The organism is Actinotalea sp., assembly GCF_035443605.1.
GTDB lineage: Bacteria > Actinomycetota > Actinomycetes > Actinomycetales > Cellulomonadaceae > Actinotalea.
This window is the reverse complement of the sequence record NZ_DAORSQ010000021.1, coordinates 1-15,609: the sequence shown is the minus strand read 5'-3', so window position 1 is coordinate 15,609 and position 15,609 is coordinate 1. Positions and strand designations below refer to the sequence as shown.

The following is a 15,609-nucleotide window of genomic DNA, read 5'->3' as shown; positions in this document are numbered from 1 at the left end:
CCCATCCTCCCATCGCTCGACGGTCGCTCGATCGGCCGCAGGATCAGGTCGCCGCCCCGGCCGACAGACCCGTGCCGGGGGCGTCGTCCGGCGGCTTGACCTCGCACCAGCGCTCGACGACGAGGCCCACGACGGCGAGCAGCACCGTGCCGACGAGCGCCGCGCCGGCAGCCTCGGCGACGTCCCGCCGCGCGGCGATCTCGAGATCGCCCACCACGACGAGCACCTGACCCGCGTACCACCCGGTCAGCAGTGCCCCGGTCCAGGCCGCGGCGGTGGCGAGCACCACCGTGCGCGCGGCGACCAGCGGGTCGAGGTTCGGCCGGTTGCCCTGCGCGTACTGCCGCACAGCCCAGCCCATCGCCAGGACGACGCCCGCGATGAGCAGCACCACGAGCACCGACACGACGGGCGGCGGGAGCAGCGCGACGCCACGGCTCTCGGCGATCCGCAGGACGGCGTAGGTCAGCACCGTCGAGCCGGCCGCCGCGGCGAGCAGCCGCTGCCATGCGGTCCGCCGCATCAGCCACGCTCCGGCTGCGGGCTCCACCAGTCGAGCGCGAGCCAGCGGATGCCGTCGCGGTCCGGGGCCGTGCGGGCCAGCGCGCCCACGGGGCCGCCGCCCAGGCCCGGCAGCACGGCGTCCGGGGCCACCTGGGCCCACGGCTCGAGGACGAAGGCCCGCTGGTGGGCCCGCGGGTGCGGCAGCTCGAGGTCCTCCGCGACCGCCAGCGTCGAACCGTGCACGATGAGGTCGATGTCGAGCGTGCGGGCTGCCCACCGCTCCTCACGCACGCGGCCGTGCCGCGCCTCGACACCCTGGCACGCGGCCAGCAGGGCGCGGGGGCTGAGCACGGTCCGCGCGAGGAGCACCGTGTTGAGGTAGTCCGGCTGCTCCGGACCGCCCACGGGGCCGGTCCGGGCCAGCGGGGCGATCGCGGTGATCTCCAGGCCCGGGACCGCAGCCAGGTCGCTCACGGCCTGGCGCAGCGTCTCCTGGCTCCCGCCGAGGTTGGAGCCCAGCGCGAGGACGACGTCGACCGGCTCGGGCGGTACGGCGTCCAGCGGGTCGACCAGGGGCTCGGGGTCGTCGAACGCCGCCGAGGGCAGGGGTGGCTCGGGCGGCGCCGGGGCGGCGGGCGGGTCGATGCGCGTCGCGTCGAGGTCGGCCGTCGGCCAGGGCTCGAGCGCGGGGACGGGCAGGTCGAGGCGGGTCGTGTCGCCGTCGGCAACCGGCATGGCCTCCAGCGCGGGCACGGCGACGGGGGCTGGCGCCGCGACGGCGGACGCGAGGGGGACGGCGGACGCGACCGGGACGGTGGCCGGGGCGGTGGCCGTGGCCGGTCCAGGGGGCTGGGCCGACGCGAGGGCGGGCTGGGTCGGCGCCGGAGCGGGCTGGGCCGTCGCCGGAGCGGGGACCCCGCCGGCGGCCGCGTCCTCGAGCGGGACAGCGACGAGGGACGGGAGGTGGCGCCGGTCCCGGTGGATCTCGACCGTGACGTCGCCGAACGGCACCGTGATCGGCGCCTGCGGCTTGTGCAGCACCACGTCGACGGCCGCGACGGGCGCGTACGACAGCGCGACCACGGCGATCCGCTCTGCCACGGTCTCGATGAGGTCGGCGGGGTCCCCCGCGAGCACCGCGGCGACCTGCTCGGCCAGGCCGCCGTAGTCCACGGTGAGGTCCAGCCGGTCCGTCGCCGCGGCCGGGCGCGTGTCGACGTGCAGCACGACGTCGGCGCTGAAGGTCTGGCCGGAGCGACGCTCGGTCTCGAGCACCCCGTGGTAGCCGAAGGCGGTGACCCCGACGAGGCGGATCCGGTCGACGGGTGCGTGGTGCGCTGGAGCTGCGTGGCTGTGCGCACCCTGGGTGCCCTGGGGGGACGGCTCGTGCTCAGGCATGGTGTGCTCCGCTCGTCTCGCCGTGGGTCGTGACGTCCCGTGCCGCGCGCCAGGCCGCGGCGACCCGGACCGCGTCCGCCGAGCCGGGCACGTCGTGCACCCGCACGCACCAAGCGCCCGCCGCGGCCGCCAGCGCGCTCACCGCCGCGGTGGCGCGGTCGCGACCCTCCGGCGGGGCCGGGACGCCGTCCCGGTCGGCGAGCAGGTGGCCGAGGAACCGCTTGCGCGACGCCCCGACGAGCACGGGCCGGCCCAGTCCCGTCAGCGCGTCGAGGTGCGCCAGCAACGGCCAGTTGTCGGCACCCTGCTTGGCGAAGCCCAGCCCCGGGTCGAGGACCAGCTGCTCGGGCGCCACGCCCGCACCGAGCGCCTCGGCGACCCGCGCGGCGAGCTCGTCGCGCACCTGCGCGACGACGTCGTCGTACCGTGCGAGGCCGTCCATGACGTCCGACGGCCCGCGCCAGTGCATGGCCACGTACACCGCGCCCGTGCGCGCGACCGTGCGGTACATCTCGGGGTCGGCCAGACCGCCCGAGACGTCGTTGACCACGTGTGCGCCGGCCTCGACAGCCTCGGCGGCCACGGCGGCGCGCGTCGTGTCGACGCTCACCACGGCACCGGCCGCGACGAGGTCGGCGACCACCGGCAGCACGCGTCGGCGCTCCTCGTCGGGGGACACCCGGTGGGCACCCGGCCGCGTGGACTCGCCGCCGACGTCGAGCAGGTCGGCACCCTCGGCGAGCAGCCGGAGCCCGTGCTCGACGGCGGCCTCTGGCTCGAACCACCGGCCGCCGTCGCTGAACGAGTCGGGGGTCACGTTGACCACGCCCATGACCAGGGTGCGGTCCAGCCCGGCGATGCGCTCGGGCAGCGGGGCCGGGTGTCGGGTCACGCCACCAGCCTAGAGCCGCAGGTCGGCACCGGCCCCGGGGTCGCAGCCCCCGACCCGTCCCGCCCCGTCCCGCTCCGTCCCGTGCCCGCCCCGCCGCCCCGTCCGCCGACCCGTCCCCTCACCGTGATCGTGTGGCTCTCCCCTCCGCATCGGCCGGAGGATCCCCACGTTCCCCTCGGGCCGAGCGCATGCGCGAGGCCGGGACGGGAGTGTGTGGCCCTTCCAGCTGCAGGGGTCGGGAACGCCACACGATCGCGGGCGGAGGCCGCGCAGCCGGGCTGGCCATCCACGGGGTCTCGCGCGGCCCAGCTTCTCCACAGGGCGTCCGTGCCACGTCGACGGCCCGAGTCGAGGGCGGCGAGCCTGGGGTGATGCGCCGACCGCCCGAGTCCGTCCTGCAGGTCGCCCTCCGCCAGGACGGCGTCGTCGCGGCCGCCCAGCTCACGTCGCTCGGGGTCGACGACTCGGCGCCGGGCCGGTGGGTCGCTGCCGGGCTGTGGCAGCGGCTGCACCGCGGGGTCTACTGCGTCCACACCGGCCCCGTCCCGTGGCGCACCCGGGCCTCGGCCGCACTGCTGTATGCCGGCCCCGGCGCGGCCATCGGTCGCCGGGGCGCGGCCCACCTGCACGGCTTCCTCGCGGCGCCACCCCAGACGATCGAGGTCGAGGTCCCGGCGCGACGCACGGTGCGGCCGAGCCCGGGGCTTCAGGTCCGACGGCGCCGCACGATGCCGCCGTCGGGCGGCAGGCTGCGAGCGATCGTCCCTGCCGAGACCGTCGTCGACCTCCTGGGCGACGCCCCGTCCGCCGACGCCGCCGTCGGGCTGCTCGCCTCCGCCGTGCGCGCGGGGGTCGCGCCGCACGCCATCCTCGATGCGTTGGGCGCTCGGAGCCGCGTGCCGCGGCGGGCTCTGGCCCTCGAGCTGCTCGGCGAGGTCGCCGACGGGATCGAGTCACCCCTGGAGCACCGCTACCACGTGGACGTCGAACGGCGGCACGGCCTGCCGACGTCCCGGCTGCAGCGCCGTGAGCGCGTGGGCGGGCGATGGATCCGGGCCGACAGCGTCTACGAGGGGTTCGGCGTGCGGTCCGAGCTCGACGGCGAGGTCGCGCATCCCGGCGGACGCACCGACGACGACGTGTGGCGGGACAACGCGGTGCTCATCGAACGCGGCGACCTCACCCTGCGGTTCCGCTGGCGCCACGTCCGGGCCACGCCGTGCCGGACGGCGGCCCAGGTCGAGGCCGCGCTGCGCTCCCGAGGCTGGACCGGCCAGGCCCGCCCGTGCGGCCCCGGCTGCCCCGTCGGCCCGTGACACCACCCCTCACGCGAACCCGGCGCCGCACGCGGCCCCCGACCCCGCCCGTCGCACGACAGTGGTGAGCTCCCGGCTCCACCTGCCGGAAGATCCACACGATCCGGCCGCGGGTGCGGGGCGGGCGCGGGTCTGTGGCGGCGGCACGTGCCGTCAGCGCGTGAGACCGCGCGTGGGGCGGTGGCTCGGCTCAGCGGGCGAGGATGAGGCTCATCGCCTCGGCGCGGGTGGTCCCGTGGCGCATCTGGCCACGCACCGCCGAGGTCACCGTCCGGGCACCGGGCTTGCGCACGCCCCGCATCGACATGCACAGGTGCTCGCACTCGACGACCACGACGACGCCCGCCGCGCCGAGCACCTCGACCATCGCGTCGGCCACCTGCGACGTGAGCCGCTCCTGGACCTGGGGGCGCCGCGCGTAGAGGTCCACGAGCCGCGCGATCTTCGACAGCCCCGTCACCCGACCGTCCGGCCCGGGGATGTACCCGACGTGCGCGACGCCGTGGAACGGCACGAGGTGGTGCTCGCACGTCGAGAACACCGCGATGTCCTTGACGAGGACCATCTCGTCGTGCCCGATGTCGAAGGTCGCCGACAGCACGTCGCGCGGCTCCTGGTACAGGCCGGCGAAGGTCTCGGCGTAGGCGCGGGCCACCCGGGCCGGCGTCTCGCGCAGACCCTCGCGGTCAGGGTCCTCCCCGACGGCGAGCAGCAGCTCGCGCACGGCGCGCTCGGCGCGCTCGTAGTCGTAGCCCGGCGGCAGGGGGGCTGTGGCGTCGTCGAGCGCGACGGCCTCGTCGAGCCCGCCGGTGGTGGTGGCCTCCGTCGTCATGGCTGGACCGTCCCGTCCGGTGGCACCTCGATGATGGCCTGCGCGGGGTGCTCGTCGTGCGCGGTGGCCGCCTCGTCCTGCGGCACCCCTCCGCCGTTCGCCGCCGCGCGCTCGGCGGACGTCTGCACCGGCGGGATGCTCGAGACGGCGCGCTCGGGGCTCGACAGCCACACGTCGCGCGGGGCGTTCTTGGTGATCGGCGCGAAGATCTCGGCGAGCTCGGCCTGGTTGAGCGTCTCACGCTCCAGCAGCTCGGTGACCAGCGCGTCGAGCACCGCTCGGTGCTGGGTGAGGATCGCCCATGCCTCGTCGTGCGCGTAGTCCATGAGCGCCCGCACCTCGACGTCGACGACCGCCGCGACCTCCTCGGAGTAGTCCCGCCCGTGGCCCATGTCGCGGCCCATGAACACCTCGCCCGAGTCCTGGCCGAGCTTGACCGCACCGATCCGCTCGGACATGCCGAACTGCGTGACCATCTTGCGGGCCACGGCCGTGGCCTTCTCGATGTCGTTGGAGGCGCCCGTCGTCGGGTCGTGGAAGACGAGCTCCTCGGCGACGCGACCGCCCATGGCGTAGGCGAGCTGGTCGAGCAGCTCGTTGCGCGTCGTCGAGTACTTGTCCTCGGCCGGCATGACCATGGTGTAGCCCAGCGCGCGACCCCGCGGGAGGATCGTCACCTTCGTCACCGGGTCGGTGTACCGCAGCGAGGCCGCCACCAGGGCGTGGCCGCCCTCGTGGTACGCGGTGATCTTCTTCTCCTTGTCGTTCATCAGCCGGGTCCGCTTCTGCGGACCGGCGATGACGCGGTCGATCGCCTCGTCGAGCTCGTGGTTGCCGACGGTCTGCCCACCGGTGCGCGCGGTGAGCAGCGCCGCCTCGTTGAGCACGTTGGCCAGGTCGGCACCGGTGAAGCCGGGCGTGCGCTTCGCGACGGCGTGCAGGTCGACGTCGGGCGCCATCGGCTTGCCCATCGCGTGGACCTTGAGGATGCGCTCGCGACCGCGCAGGTCAGGGGCGTCGACGGAGATCTGGCGGTCGAACCGGCCGGGGCGCAGCAGCGCCGGGTCGAGGATGTCCGGCCGGTTGGTCGCCGCGATGAGGATGACGTTGGCGTTGACGTCGAACCCGTCCATCTCGACGAGCATCTGGTTGAGCGTCTGCTCGCGCTCGTCGTGACCGCCGCCCATGCCGGCACCGCGGTGGCGTCCGACGGCGTCGATCTCGTCGATGAAGATGATCGCCGGGGCGTTCTGCTTGGCCTGGTCGAACAGGTCGCGGACGCGCGAGGCGCCCACGCCGACGAACATCTCGACGAAGTCGGAGCCGGAGATCGAGTAGAACGGCACGCCCGCCTCGCCCGCGACCGCCCGGGCGAGCAGCGTCTTGCCGGTCCCGGGCTGCCCGTAGAGCAGGACGCCCTTGGGGATCTTGGCGCCGACGGCCTGGAACTTGGCCGGGTCGGCGAGGAAGTCCTTGATCTCCTGGAGCTCCTCGACGGCCTCGTCGACGCCCGCGACGTCAGCGAACGTGACCTGCGGGGTCTCCTTGGAGACCAGCTTGGCGCGCGACTTGCCGAACTGCATGACGCGCGAGCCGCCGCCCTGCATGCGCGACATGAGGAACCAGAAGAGGCCCAGGATGATGACGAACGGCAGCACGAGGGACAGCAGGCTGGCCCACCAGGTGGTGCGCGGGACCTCGGAGTTGAACCCGCCCGGCGGGTCCGCGTCGGCGATGGCCTGCACCACGGCCTCGCCCTGCGGGACCACGTAGTAGAACTGGACGTTCGTCCCGTACTCCTCGAAGTCCTCGGTGAGCGTCAGGTCCACGCGCTGCTGGCCGTCGACGATCTTGGCCTGGTCGACGGTGTCCCCCGCGAGCAGGGCCAGGCCGTCGGAGGTGTCGATCCGCTGCACGCCGGTGGTGCTGAAGGACGAGACCGCGATCCAGAGGATGACGACGGCAAGGGCGATCCAGATCGCCGGGCCACGGGTGAGGCTCTTGAGGTTCATGGGCGACGGGGCCGGGGCCCTATCCCTCCTGGTCGCGGGGTAGGTCTGGCCTGCAGGCTACCCGCTGACCCCCGGCAGACCCCCGCGTGTTCGCGCAGGGCAGCAGCGGGAACCCGGCGCGCCCCGCGCACGTTGACTCTCCCGGCCCGGGCGCACCACGCCGTGCCGGCGGACGAGCCCCATCTCCCCACCGGGGGCGTTCGTCCTGCGTTCACGCTGCGGCCCCTCCTGCGTCGTCGGACCGCACCCGCCGGCCCCCGCACGGGGCTAGCGTCCGGGTGCGACGAGAGGGGACCCGGTGCGGCAGGGGGTGCATCGAGCGGCGGCAGCGGTGATCGCCGTCGCCCTCACCGCTGCCGGCTGCGGCGCCGTCCTGGAGCCCGTCGACCCCGGTCCGCCGTCGGCGGAGGTGCTGGCCCTGGCCGAGGAGATGGCGCCGACCGATGCCGGGCGCGAGGCCTTCCTCGACCGCCACCCCCGGCTGGCCTCGCACGAGGAGGTCGACCGGGCCTGCCTCGGCGCACCGGGCGAGCCGGGCCGGTGGGGCTGCACCACCGGCGCGCGGCAGTTCGTGCTCTACGACGTCCCGGACGACCGGCTCCACGGGTACCTCGACGACGTGACGCACGGCGACGCCCGCACCGCCGGCTGGCAGGCGTTCGCCGTCCTCGGCTCGTCCCTGCCCGGCGCGCTCAGCCCTGCCCTCGAGGCCCGGTACGCGCAGTTCCTCACGGACCGGGTCGCCACCGTCGGGATCGAGCGGGCCACGGCGGACGCCCAGGAGACCCTGAGCATCGACCTGGCCGCGCGGTACGCCGCGCAGGCCACGACGGAGCAGGCCGACGCCACGGCCAGGGCCGTCCTCGAGCTCGACGCGGCCGGCCTCGCCGCGACCCGTGCGTCCTACAACGCCTCGGTCGAGCAGTACAACGCGGCCGCGCCGGAGCTGCGCGCGCGGTGGACGAGCTCCTGGACCCTGTGGGACGGCACGGTCGTCGAGACTCAGCAGACGAGCGACACGCTCGCCGCCGTCCGCGACCACCTCGAGCTGGCCGCTCAGGACCAGCAGGCCAGACGCGCCGCCCTCGACGCCGCCGATGCCGCGGCCTCGGCGAGCCGCGCGGAGCTCGACGCCGAGGCGGCCGACCTCGAAGCGCTCTGGGCCCTGCTCGGACCGCCGGACGAGTCGGGCCGGGTCGGCTAGTCGCGGTAGACGTGCGGGGCGAGCGTCCCGACGAACGGCAGGTTGCGGTACTTCTCCGCGTAGTCCAGGCCGTAGCCGACGACGAAGTCGCTGGGGATGTCGAACCCGACGTAACGCACGTCGACGTCGACCTTGGCCGCCTCGGGCTTGCGCAGCATCGTGGCGATCTCGACCGTCGCCGGGCCACGGCTGCGCAGGTTGGACAGCAGCCAGGACAGGGTCAGACCGGAGTCGATGATGTCCTCGACGATGAGCACGTGGCGGCCCGTGAGGTCGGAGTCGAGGTCCTTGAGGATGCGCACCACGCCGGACGACGTGGTCCCGGCGCCGTAGGACGACACCGCCATCCAGTCCATCTCGACGGGCGTGTGCAGGCGGCGCACCAGGTCGGCCATGACCATGACGGCACCCTTGAGCACGCCGACGAGCAGCAGGTCGCGGCCTGCGTAGTCGGTGTCGATCTGCGCGGCGAGCTCGTCGAGCCGCCCCTGGAGCTGCGCCTCGGTGAGCAGCACGCGCTCGAGGTCGTCACCCATGTCCGAAGGATCCACCGGCCGCTGCTCCCTAGGTCGAGACGTCGGGTGCCAGCCTGCCATACCGCCGGACCACCGATCCCCCCGGCACCGCCGCGGCGCCCTGACCGCGCCAACCCACCACGAGGGCGTCGACGGCCTCCACGTGCACGGCGTGCGGGGCGCCGAAGCCCCACCCGGCCAGCGCGGCGTGCAGCGCCCGGCGTCGCACCGCCTCCGGGGCGGCCCCGAGCCGCACGACGTCGAGCGCACCGACGGGACCACCGCCCTCGCGCGCGGCCGCGAGCAGCTGGTCTGCGAGGTCCTCGAGCACCTCGGTGTCGGCGCGCAGCTGGTCGGCCGTGCGGGCCAGCGCCAGCGCCACCCCGGGGCCCAACGCGCGCTCGAGCACCGGGAGGACCTCGTGGCGCACGACGGCGCGACGGTTGGCCTCGCCCAGGTCGGGCCCGTCAGCGGGGGTGTTGGTCGGGTCGTGCCACGGGACGAGGCCCTGCGCCTCGCACGCCTCGAGGGTCTGCGCGCGCCGCACGCCGAGCAGGGGACGGCGCAGCAGGCCGCGGCGCGCGGGCATCCCGGCCAGCGACCGTGCGCCCGAGCCCCGCGCGAGCCCCAGCAGCACGGTCTCGGCCTGGTCGTCCAGCGTGTGGCCCAGGAGCACCGCGACGGCACGGTACCGGTCGGCGACGTCGGCGAGGGCGGCGTAACGCCCCATCCGCGCCGCGGCCTCGGGCCCACCGCTGCCACCGACCGTCGTGGCGACCACCTCGACCGGGGACAGACCCAGGTCCCGGCACTGGTCCGCGGCGCGTGCGGCGACGTCCGCGCTGCCGGCCAGCAGCCGGTGGTCGACGACGACGGCGCCGGCGCGCAGCCCCACCCGGGGAGCCACGAACGCCGCGGCGGCGGCAAGGGCGAGGGAGTCCGCACCGCCGGAGCACGCGACGAGCACGAGCGCGCCGTCGTCCGCACCCGCGGCGAGCAGGGTGAGCTCCGCGCGCACGGCCGAGCGCACGACGGCGACGGCGGGGTGCGGGCCGCTCACGGGGTCACCAGCGTCGGTGGTGCGAGCGTCATCATCCGTGCACCCGGCGCACCCAGGACGCGGGGTCGAGCAGCTCGGCCGGGGTGGGCAGCGCCGCCGGACCCGACCACACGGCCTCGAGCGCCGTGCGCCCCCCGGAGTGGCGCACCCCGCGCACGAAGTCGGCCCCGCGGCGGTACTGCAGCAGCTTCGCGTCGAGGCCGATGAGCCGCCGCAGCACGGCGTCGAGACCGGTGGCGCGCCGGCGCGCGTCCAGGCGCGCGCGCAGCTGACCCCTGGAGGCGATGACCCGGCTCGGCACAGCGTCCATCGTCACGTCGGCGTGGCCCTCGAGCAAGGACATCACGGCACCGATCCGCTCGACCTCGCGGCGCTGGTCGGGGTCCAGGGCGAGCGCGAGCAGTCCCAGGTCGTCCGCCGGCGCGCGGCCCCGCAGGGTCCGCAGGGCCGCGACGGCCCGTGCACCGGTCCGTCCCGGTGCGGGCGGCCCGGCCCCGTCGTCGTCGCGCGGAGCGAGCAGCCCCGCCAGGGCCGTCCGCAGGTGCTCGCCGAGCCACGGCGCGGCGGCGAACTGCATCGCGTGCGTCTGCTCGTGCACGCACACCCACAGCGCCAGGTCGGCCGGGTCGACCCCCATCGCGCGCTCGACGTGCAGCACGTTGGGGGCGACGAGCAGCAGCCGCCCGCCGGGCTCGTCGGTGCCGAACGGGTCGAACTGGCCGAGCACGCGACCGGCGAGCAGGCCGAGCAGGCCGGCCACCTGGGCCGTCCCCGCCGGCCTGGACCAGGCCGGGCCGGCGCCGGCCGGCGCGGGGTCGAGGCCGACGGCGAGCCCGGCGAACGAGTCCGCAGCGGCCCGCGCCCACCCGGGCCGGTCCACGACGAGCACCCTGGCGCGCGGGTAGCCCGCGACCAGCGTGCCGAACCGTCCGGCGCGCGCCGCGAGCGGCACCGCGCGGGTCGCCGAGGCGCGCAGCCGCGCGACGAGCGCCTCGAGCTCGGCGCGCGGGGCCGTCGGACCGGGCGAGGCCCAGTGGCCGCCCCAGCGCGCGGCGAGCTCCCAGTCGGGACCGCCGACGCCACGGTCGTCGCTCGGGGCGCTCGCGGCCGGGGTGCTCACGCCTGGTGTGCTCACGCCTGGGGTGCTCACGGTGTGGTGCACCCGCACCCGGCGAGGCCCTGGACCATGGTGTCGATCACCCCGCGGGGCGCCGCCTGCCCCCCGGCGGGGGTGGCGTCGGCGAGCACGGCGAAGGCCAGCAGCCTGCCGTCGACCGTCAGCACCGTCCCGGCCAGCGAGGTCACCCCCGGCAGGCTCCCGGTCTTGGCCCGGACCAGGCCCTGCGCCGCACCGGTGCCGAACCGGTCCGCGAGCGTCCCGGTCCAGCCGCCCACGGGCAGGTCGAGCAGCGCCGGCAGCAGCGCGGGGCGGTCGGGGTCGGCCGCGAGCACCAGGGCGTCGGTGAGCAGCGACGGCGCGAGCGCGGAGGTGGCGGCGAGCCCGCTGCAGTCGCGCAGCGTGGCGCCCGTCGTGTCGAGACCCTGCGCCGCGACCTCGGCGAGCACGGCGCTCGTCGCGCCGTCGAAGCTCCCCGGCAGCCCGCCCCGCACCGCGACCAGCCGGCCCAGCACCTCGGTGATGGTGTTGTCCGAGTCGCGCAGCGCGTAGCGGACGACGTCGCGCAGCGGAGCGGACTCGACCCGGGCGAGCTCGACCGACCCCGCCGGGGCCGGCTCGCGCGTCACGCCGCCGGTCACCGTCACGCCCCTGGCGGTGAGCAGGTCCGCCAGGGTCCTGGCCGCGTGCAGCGACGGATCGGCGTGCCGCGGCGGGTACTCGTCGTCGTGCACCGTCTTCGCGATGTCCACCGCAACGGCGGTGACGGGCGCGACGTAGCCCGCCGCGACGTCGCTGGGCACCCAGTCGGGGTGCAACGTCGGCCCCGAGAAGAGCGTGTCGTCGACCGCGACGCTCACCGTCGTGACCCCGGCCAGCGCGAGGGCGCGCGCGGTGGCGTCGGCCAGATCGGCCAGCCCGGCCCTGCCGACGGTCGCGGTGGGGTCTCCCGCACCCGCGGCCAGCATCATGTCGCCGCCACCGACGAGCACGATCCGGCCGGGTGCCGGCTGCACCACCGCGGTCGGCAACGTGGCCTGCGCGCCCAGCGCCGTCAGCGCCGCGAAGCCCGTGAGCACCTTGGCGGTCGAGGCTGGCACCTGCGGCGTGCCGGCCTCGAGGTCCGCGAGCACCTGCCCGGTCAGCACGTCGACGACGCTGATGCCGGTGGACGTCCCCATCCGGGCGTCACCCGCCAGCTCCCGAGCCAGCGCGGTGACGGCGGCGACGTCGGGCACCGGCGCCGCCGGGTCGAGCTGCGCCACGACGGGCGCCGGCGCCGGGGGCTCGACGGCGCCCGGCGCGGTGGGGAAGGGGGCCGGCGGCACGGGCGGCGGGGCGAGCGTGAGCAGGCCCGGCACCCGGTCGTGCACGTCCGCCGCGACGTAGCCGCCACCCGCGAGCAGCACGACGGCGAGCGTCCCGACGGCGGCGCGTGCGGCCCGCCTGCCCATCTGCCCTCCCACCGATCCACCGCTCACGGTGCCGTGAGGCCCGCCGGTGCGACACACTAGTCACAGATCACCGCACACCACGTGGAGCCGGGCGAAGGAGAGCTGTGGAGTTCGACGTCACGATCGAGATCCCGAAGGGCCAGCGCAACAAGTACGAGGTCGACCATGTGACCGGGCGCATCCGCCTGGACCGCATGCTCTTCACCTCGACCCGCTACCCGGACGACTACGGCTACATCGACGGGACCCTCGGCGAGGACGGCGACCCGCTCGACGCCCTGGTGCTCCTCGAGGAGCCGACGTTCCCCGGCTGCCTCATCCGGTGCCGCGCGCTGGGCATGTTCCGGATGCGCGACGAGGCCGGCGGCGACGACAAGGTCCTCTGCGTCCCGACGGGTGACCAGCGCGCGTCGTGGCGCCAGGACATCGACGACGTCAGCGAGTTCCACCGCCTCGAGATCCAGCACTTCTTCGAGGTCTACAAGGACCTCGAGCCGGGCAAGTCCGTCGAGGGCGCGCACTGGGTCGACCGCGCGGCCGCCGAGGCGGAGATCCAGAACTCCCGCCAGCGCGCGATCGACACCGGCTACCACCACCCCTGACCACCGACCACGGGCCGACGCGGACGACGCGTCGGCCCGTTCTCGCGCCCGAACCGTCACGTCGCCCGCACGCCGGTCGATGGGAGGGCGGACCGCACCCGCCAGGACCACCGAGGTGACCCCGTGCCGCAGTACCACTTCGTCGACGGCCCGCTGGCCGGGCAGAGCCTTGCCCCGGGCGGGCAGCTGACCGCCGGGGAGGTGCTGGCCGTGGAGGTCGTCGACGTGCTCGACGGCCCCGACGGCGCGCCGTTCTTCGACTACGTCGTGGAGCAGACGCCCGGCGAGCACGGCCCCGGCCTGCTGCGGCTGGCGGGTTGAGCCCCCGCACGACCGCGACCGCCTGACCGCGGTGCGGTCAGGGCCGCCCGGCGTAGGGCATGGTGCCCGACCAGCGGACCTTCGTGACGCGCAGCGGCACGCCCGCACGCGGGGCCTCGACCATCTGGCCGTTGCCGACGTACATCGCCACGTGCGTGATGCTGCCGGGGTCGCTGCCGACGCTGCCGTAGAAGATGAGGTCGCCGGGGCGCATCGCGTCGTAGGCGACCTTGCGCACCTGGCGGTACTGGTCGCGCGACGTGCGGTGGATGGAGACGCCAGCGGCCTTCCACGCCTGGCTGGTCAGCCCGGAGCAGTCGAACGAGTCCGGGCCCGCCGCGCCGTAGGAGTACGCCTTGCCGACCTGCGCGGTGGCCCAGGCGACCGCGGCGTTGCCCTGCTCCGCCGAGCCGCGCAGCGCACCGGTGCCGAGCCCGTAGGGGTCCGCGGGTGCCGGGGCCGGAGCGGGAGCCGGGGCCGGGGCCGGCGCAGGTGCCGGGGCCGGAACGGGTGCCGGTGCGGGACCGGGTACCGGTGCCGGGGCGGGTGCCGGTGCGGGTGCCGGGGTGGCCGTGACCGGGCTCGTCGTCCCCGGGGTGGTCGTCACGGGCGTCGTCGTGGGGGCACCGCTCGACACCCCCCGTGACGAGGCGGCCGCGGCCTCGACCCGCGCGCTGCGCCGGGCGTCGAGGGCGTCCTGGCGGGTGCGCTCGATCTCGACCGACGTCTGCCGACGCGCCGCGAGCTCGGCGAGCAGCACCTCGCGCTCCGCCGCGATCGCCGCGACCTGCTCCTCGGCTGCGGCCTGCGCGGCCTCGGCGGCCGTCAGGGCGTCCTGCGCCGCCGTCGCGGTGGTCTCGGCGGCGGCGGCGGCCTCGTCCGCCCTGGCCCCGAGGGTCCTGGCGACGAGCTCGGCGGCCTCGAGCTGCTGGACGGCGCGCTGGGCGCGGTCACCGAGCTGCTCGATGGCCGACGACCGGGCGACGAGGTCCTCGTACCCGTCGGCGGAGAGGAAGGCGCTCAGGCCGTCGAGCGAACCACCCGACCGGTAGGCCTCGAGCGCGATGTCGCCGAGCACCTCCTGGGCGACCTCGACGTCCGCGAGCGCGGCGTCGGCGCGCTCGGCGGCCTCGCGGCTCGCCGCAGCGGCCTCGTCCCGCGCGACGATCGCGCCGGTGTAGTCCTCGGCCGCGGCCTCGACCGCGGTCCACGCGGTCTCGAGGGTGGCGGACTGCACGGAGAGCCGGAGCTCGATGTCGGCCACGGCGGAGGCCGCGGAGGCGACGGCGGTCCGCGCCTCGGCCGCGTCGGCCGCGCTCGGGTCGGGCTCGGCCCACGACGCCTGGGCGGTGAGGAGCCCGGCGACGAGCACGAGGGCGGTCGTCGCAGCGGCGCGCCGTGGCGTGGCTCGCATCCCTGTCACTCCCGTCCTGCCGACCGGTCGTGACCGGGGCCCGCCTGCGCAGGCCGCTGGCCCACTGGATCTGGGTCCGACGCTACTGCGTCGCGCCCACCGAAGGGAACACCTGTCACTCCTTTAACACGAGCACCATGCGCCCCTCCCCTGGTCATCGGCACGCCCGGGGCGGGGCTTGACCTCGGCGCCGCGCCCGTCCGGCCAGGCTCCGTCCCGGACGGCGAGCACGTGGATCTCAGATGGCGAGACGGTCGTTCCGGCGGGGGGACGCCACGCCGTACGCTCCGCCACATGTTCCTTCGAATGTGCCGCTGACCCGCGCACGTTCGGTGGCATGCCCGCTGACCGGTAGGACCCTCACCCTCGCGTGAGACCCCGGGACAGCGCCGGCCTCGATCCCCACGTGCACACCTGTCCTCGACCCCGCGCGGGTCGGCCAGGGTCAGCGCGCTGGCTGTGGTCTCCCCGTGCCCCACGTACCCCCCGTACCCAGGAGCCCACCATGAGCAACGCCAGCTGGTCCTTCGAGACCCGTCAGATCCACGCCGGACAGAGCGCCGACCCCACCACCGGGGCCCGCGCGCTGCCGATCTACCAGACCACCTCCTTCGTCTTCCCCGACGCAGACACCGCAGCCGCCCGGTTCGCGCTCGCGGACCTCGGCCCCATCTACACCCGGATCGGCAACCCGACGCAGACCGCCGTCGAGGACCGCATCGCCTCGCTCGAGGGCGGCGTCGGCGCCCTGCTGCTCGCCTCGGGCCAGGCGGCAGAGACGCTCGCCATCCTCAACATCGCGGAGGCGGGCGACCACGTCGTCGCCAGCCCGTCGCTGTACGGCGGCACGTACAACCTGCTGCACTACACGCTGCCCAAGCTGGGCATCACGACGACGTTCGTCACCGACCCGCACGACCCGCAGGCCTGGCGCGACGCCGTCCAGCCCAACACCAAGCTGTTCTTCG

Annotated in this window: 15 protein-coding genes; 5 read left to right on the top strand and 10 right to left on the bottom strand. The window is 75.7% G+C overall.

From position 1 onward, the window contains the following. Nucleotides 1-43: 43 nt before the first annotated feature. From PKY62_RS04015 to folP, 3 genes are read right to left on the bottom strand one after another with little or no spacing between them, the layout of a single operon-like run. Nucleotides 44-523, bottom strand: a complete 480-nt coding sequence (locus tag PKY62_RS04015) for a DUF3180 domain-containing protein (protein ID WP_324535098.1) — start codon at nucleotides 521-523, stop codon at nucleotides 44-46. Next, nucleotides 523-1,902, bottom strand: a complete 1,380-nt coding sequence (folK, locus tag PKY62_RS04010; RefSeq protein WP_324535096.1) for a 2-amino-4-hydroxy-6-hydroxymethyldihydropteridine diphosphokinase — start codon at nucleotides 1,900-1,902, stop codon at nucleotides 523-525. The genes PKY62_RS04015 and folK overlap by 1 nt, the downstream gene beginning before the upstream one ends. Beyond that, the gene (gene folP / locus PKY62_RS04005; protein ID WP_324535130.1) at nucleotides 1,895-2,734 is read right to left on the bottom strand and encodes a dihydropteroate synthase; all 840 of its coding nucleotides are present in this window, start codon (nucleotides 2,732-2,734) and stop codon (nucleotides 1,895-1,897) included. Before folP ends, folK begins: the two co-directional genes overlap by 8 nt. A 431-nt stretch (nucleotides 2,735-3,165) precedes the next feature. On the opposite strand from folP, the gene PKY62_RS04000 reads away from it, so the two are divergent. Then, nucleotides 3,166-4,110, top strand: coding sequence for a type IV toxin-antitoxin system AbiEi family antitoxin domain-containing protein (locus tag PKY62_RS04000; protein ID WP_324535094.1), 945 nt, complete (start codon nucleotides 3,166-3,168; stop codon nucleotides 4,108-4,110). A gap of 190 nt (nucleotides 4,111-4,300) precedes the next feature. Here PKY62_RS04000 and folE read toward each other — a convergent pair whose 3' ends face one another. Both folE and ftsH read right to left on the bottom strand, forming a co-directional pair. Beyond that, entirely contained in the window at nucleotides 4,301-4,942 is a 642-nt protein-coding gene (gene folE / locus PKY62_RS03995; protein ID WP_324535092.1) for a GTP cyclohydrolase I FolE, read from the bottom strand. After that, complete coding sequence (gene ftsH / locus PKY62_RS03990) at nucleotides 4,939-6,954, bottom strand: ATP-dependent zinc metalloprotease FtsH (RefSeq protein ID WP_324535091.1); 2,016 nt, start codon at nucleotides 6,952-6,954, stop codon at nucleotides 4,939-4,941. Before ftsH ends, folE begins: the two co-directional genes overlap by 4 nt. Before the next feature lie 331 nt (nucleotides 6,955-7,285). Here ftsH and PKY62_RS03985 point away from each other — a divergent pair, with 331 nt between their 5' ends. After that, nucleotides 7,286-8,158, top strand: a complete 873-nt coding sequence (locus PKY62_RS03985) for a hypothetical protein (protein ID WP_324535089.1) — start codon at nucleotides 7,286-7,288, stop codon at nucleotides 8,156-8,158. Here the strand turns inward: PKY62_RS03985 and hpt are convergent. From hpt to dacB, 4 genes are read right to left on the bottom strand one after another with little or no spacing between them, the layout of a single operon-like run. Beyond that, complete coding sequence (gene hpt / locus PKY62_RS03980; RefSeq protein WP_324535087.1) at nucleotides 8,155-8,709, bottom strand: hypoxanthine phosphoribosyltransferase; 555 nt, start codon at nucleotides 8,707-8,709, stop codon at nucleotides 8,155-8,157. The two genes, PKY62_RS03985 and hpt, sit on opposite strands and share 4 nt — an antisense overlap. Before the next feature lie 13 nt (nucleotides 8,710-8,722). After that, complete coding sequence (gene tilS, locus PKY62_RS03975) at nucleotides 8,723-9,733, bottom strand: tRNA lysidine(34) synthetase TilS (RefSeq protein WP_324535085.1); 1,011 nt, start codon at nucleotides 9,731-9,733, stop codon at nucleotides 8,723-8,725. 31 nt (nucleotides 9,734-9,764) lie between these two features. Further along, nucleotides 9,765-10,868 (bottom strand): Rv3626c family coenzyme F420 biosynthesis-associated protein, encoded by a 1,104-nt coding sequence (locus PKY62_RS03970; protein WP_324535084.1) that lies wholly within the window; start codon nucleotides 10,866-10,868, stop codon nucleotides 9,765-9,767. 11 nt (nucleotides 10,869-10,879) lie between these two features. Beyond that, entirely contained in the window at nucleotides 10,880-12,304 is a 1,425-nt protein-coding gene (gene dacB, locus PKY62_RS03965; RefSeq protein WP_324535082.1) for a D-alanyl-D-alanine carboxypeptidase/D-alanyl-D-alanine endopeptidase, read from the bottom strand. Nucleotides 12,305-12,408: 104 nt separating this feature from the next. Between dacB and PKY62_RS03960 the strand changes: the two genes are divergently transcribed. Further along, nucleotides 12,409-12,906 (top strand): inorganic diphosphatase, encoded by a 498-nt coding sequence (locus PKY62_RS03960; protein WP_324535080.1) that lies wholly within the window; start codon nucleotides 12,409-12,411, stop codon nucleotides 12,904-12,906. Nucleotides 12,907-13,029: 123 nt separating this feature from the next. Beyond that, entirely contained in the window at nucleotides 13,030-13,227 is a 198-nt protein-coding gene (locus PKY62_RS03955; protein ID WP_324535078.1) for a hypothetical protein, read from the top strand. Between the two features lie 37 nt (nucleotides 13,228-13,264). Here the strand turns inward: PKY62_RS03955 and PKY62_RS03950 are convergent, their stop codons facing one another. Further along, nucleotides 13,265-14,641 (bottom strand): C40 family peptidase, encoded by a 1,377-nt coding sequence (locus PKY62_RS03950; protein WP_324535076.1) that lies wholly within the window; start codon nucleotides 14,639-14,641, stop codon nucleotides 13,265-13,267. Between the two features lie 505 nt (nucleotides 14,642-15,146). Between PKY62_RS03950 and PKY62_RS03945 the strand changes: the two genes are divergently transcribed. Then, nucleotides 15,147-15,609: PLP-dependent transferase (locus tag PKY62_RS03945; RefSeq protein ID WP_324535074.1), on the top strand; the 463-nt coding region annotated here is incomplete at its 3' end.

What these genes read in the sequence shown, in the direction of transcription:
- PKY62_RS04015 (WP_324535098.1), bottom strand. Translation starts at nt 523, where the DNA reads ATGCGGCGGACCGCATGGCAGCGGCTGCTCGCCGCGGCGGCCGGCTCG.
- folK (WP_324535096.1), bottom strand. Translation starts at nt 1,902, where the DNA reads ATGCCTGAGCACGAGCCGTCCCCCCAGGGCACCCAGGGTGCGCACAGC.
- folP (WP_324535130.1), bottom strand. Translation starts at nt 2,734, where the DNA reads ATGGGCGTGGTCAACGTGACCCCCGACTCGTTCAGCGACGGCGGCCGG.
- PKY62_RS04000 (WP_324535094.1), top strand. Translation starts at nt 3,166, where the DNA reads ATGCGCCGACCGCCCGAGTCCGTCCTGCAGGTCGCCCTCCGCCAGGAC.
- folE (WP_324535092.1), bottom strand. Translation starts at nt 4,942, where the DNA reads ATGACGACGGAGGCCACCACCACCGGCGGGCTCGACGAGGCCGTCGCG.
- ftsH (WP_324535091.1), bottom strand. Translation starts at nt 6,954, where the DNA reads ATGAACCTCAAGAGCCTCACCCGTGGCCCGGCGATCTGGATCGCCCTT.
- dacB (WP_324535082.1), bottom strand. Translation starts at nt 12,304, where the DNA reads ATGGGCAGGCGGGCCGCACGCGCCGCCGTCGGGACGCTCGCCGTCGTG.
- PKY62_RS03950 (WP_324535076.1), bottom strand. Translation starts at nt 14,641, where the DNA reads ATGCGAGCCACGCCACGGCGCGCCGCTGCGACGACCGCCCTCGTGCTC.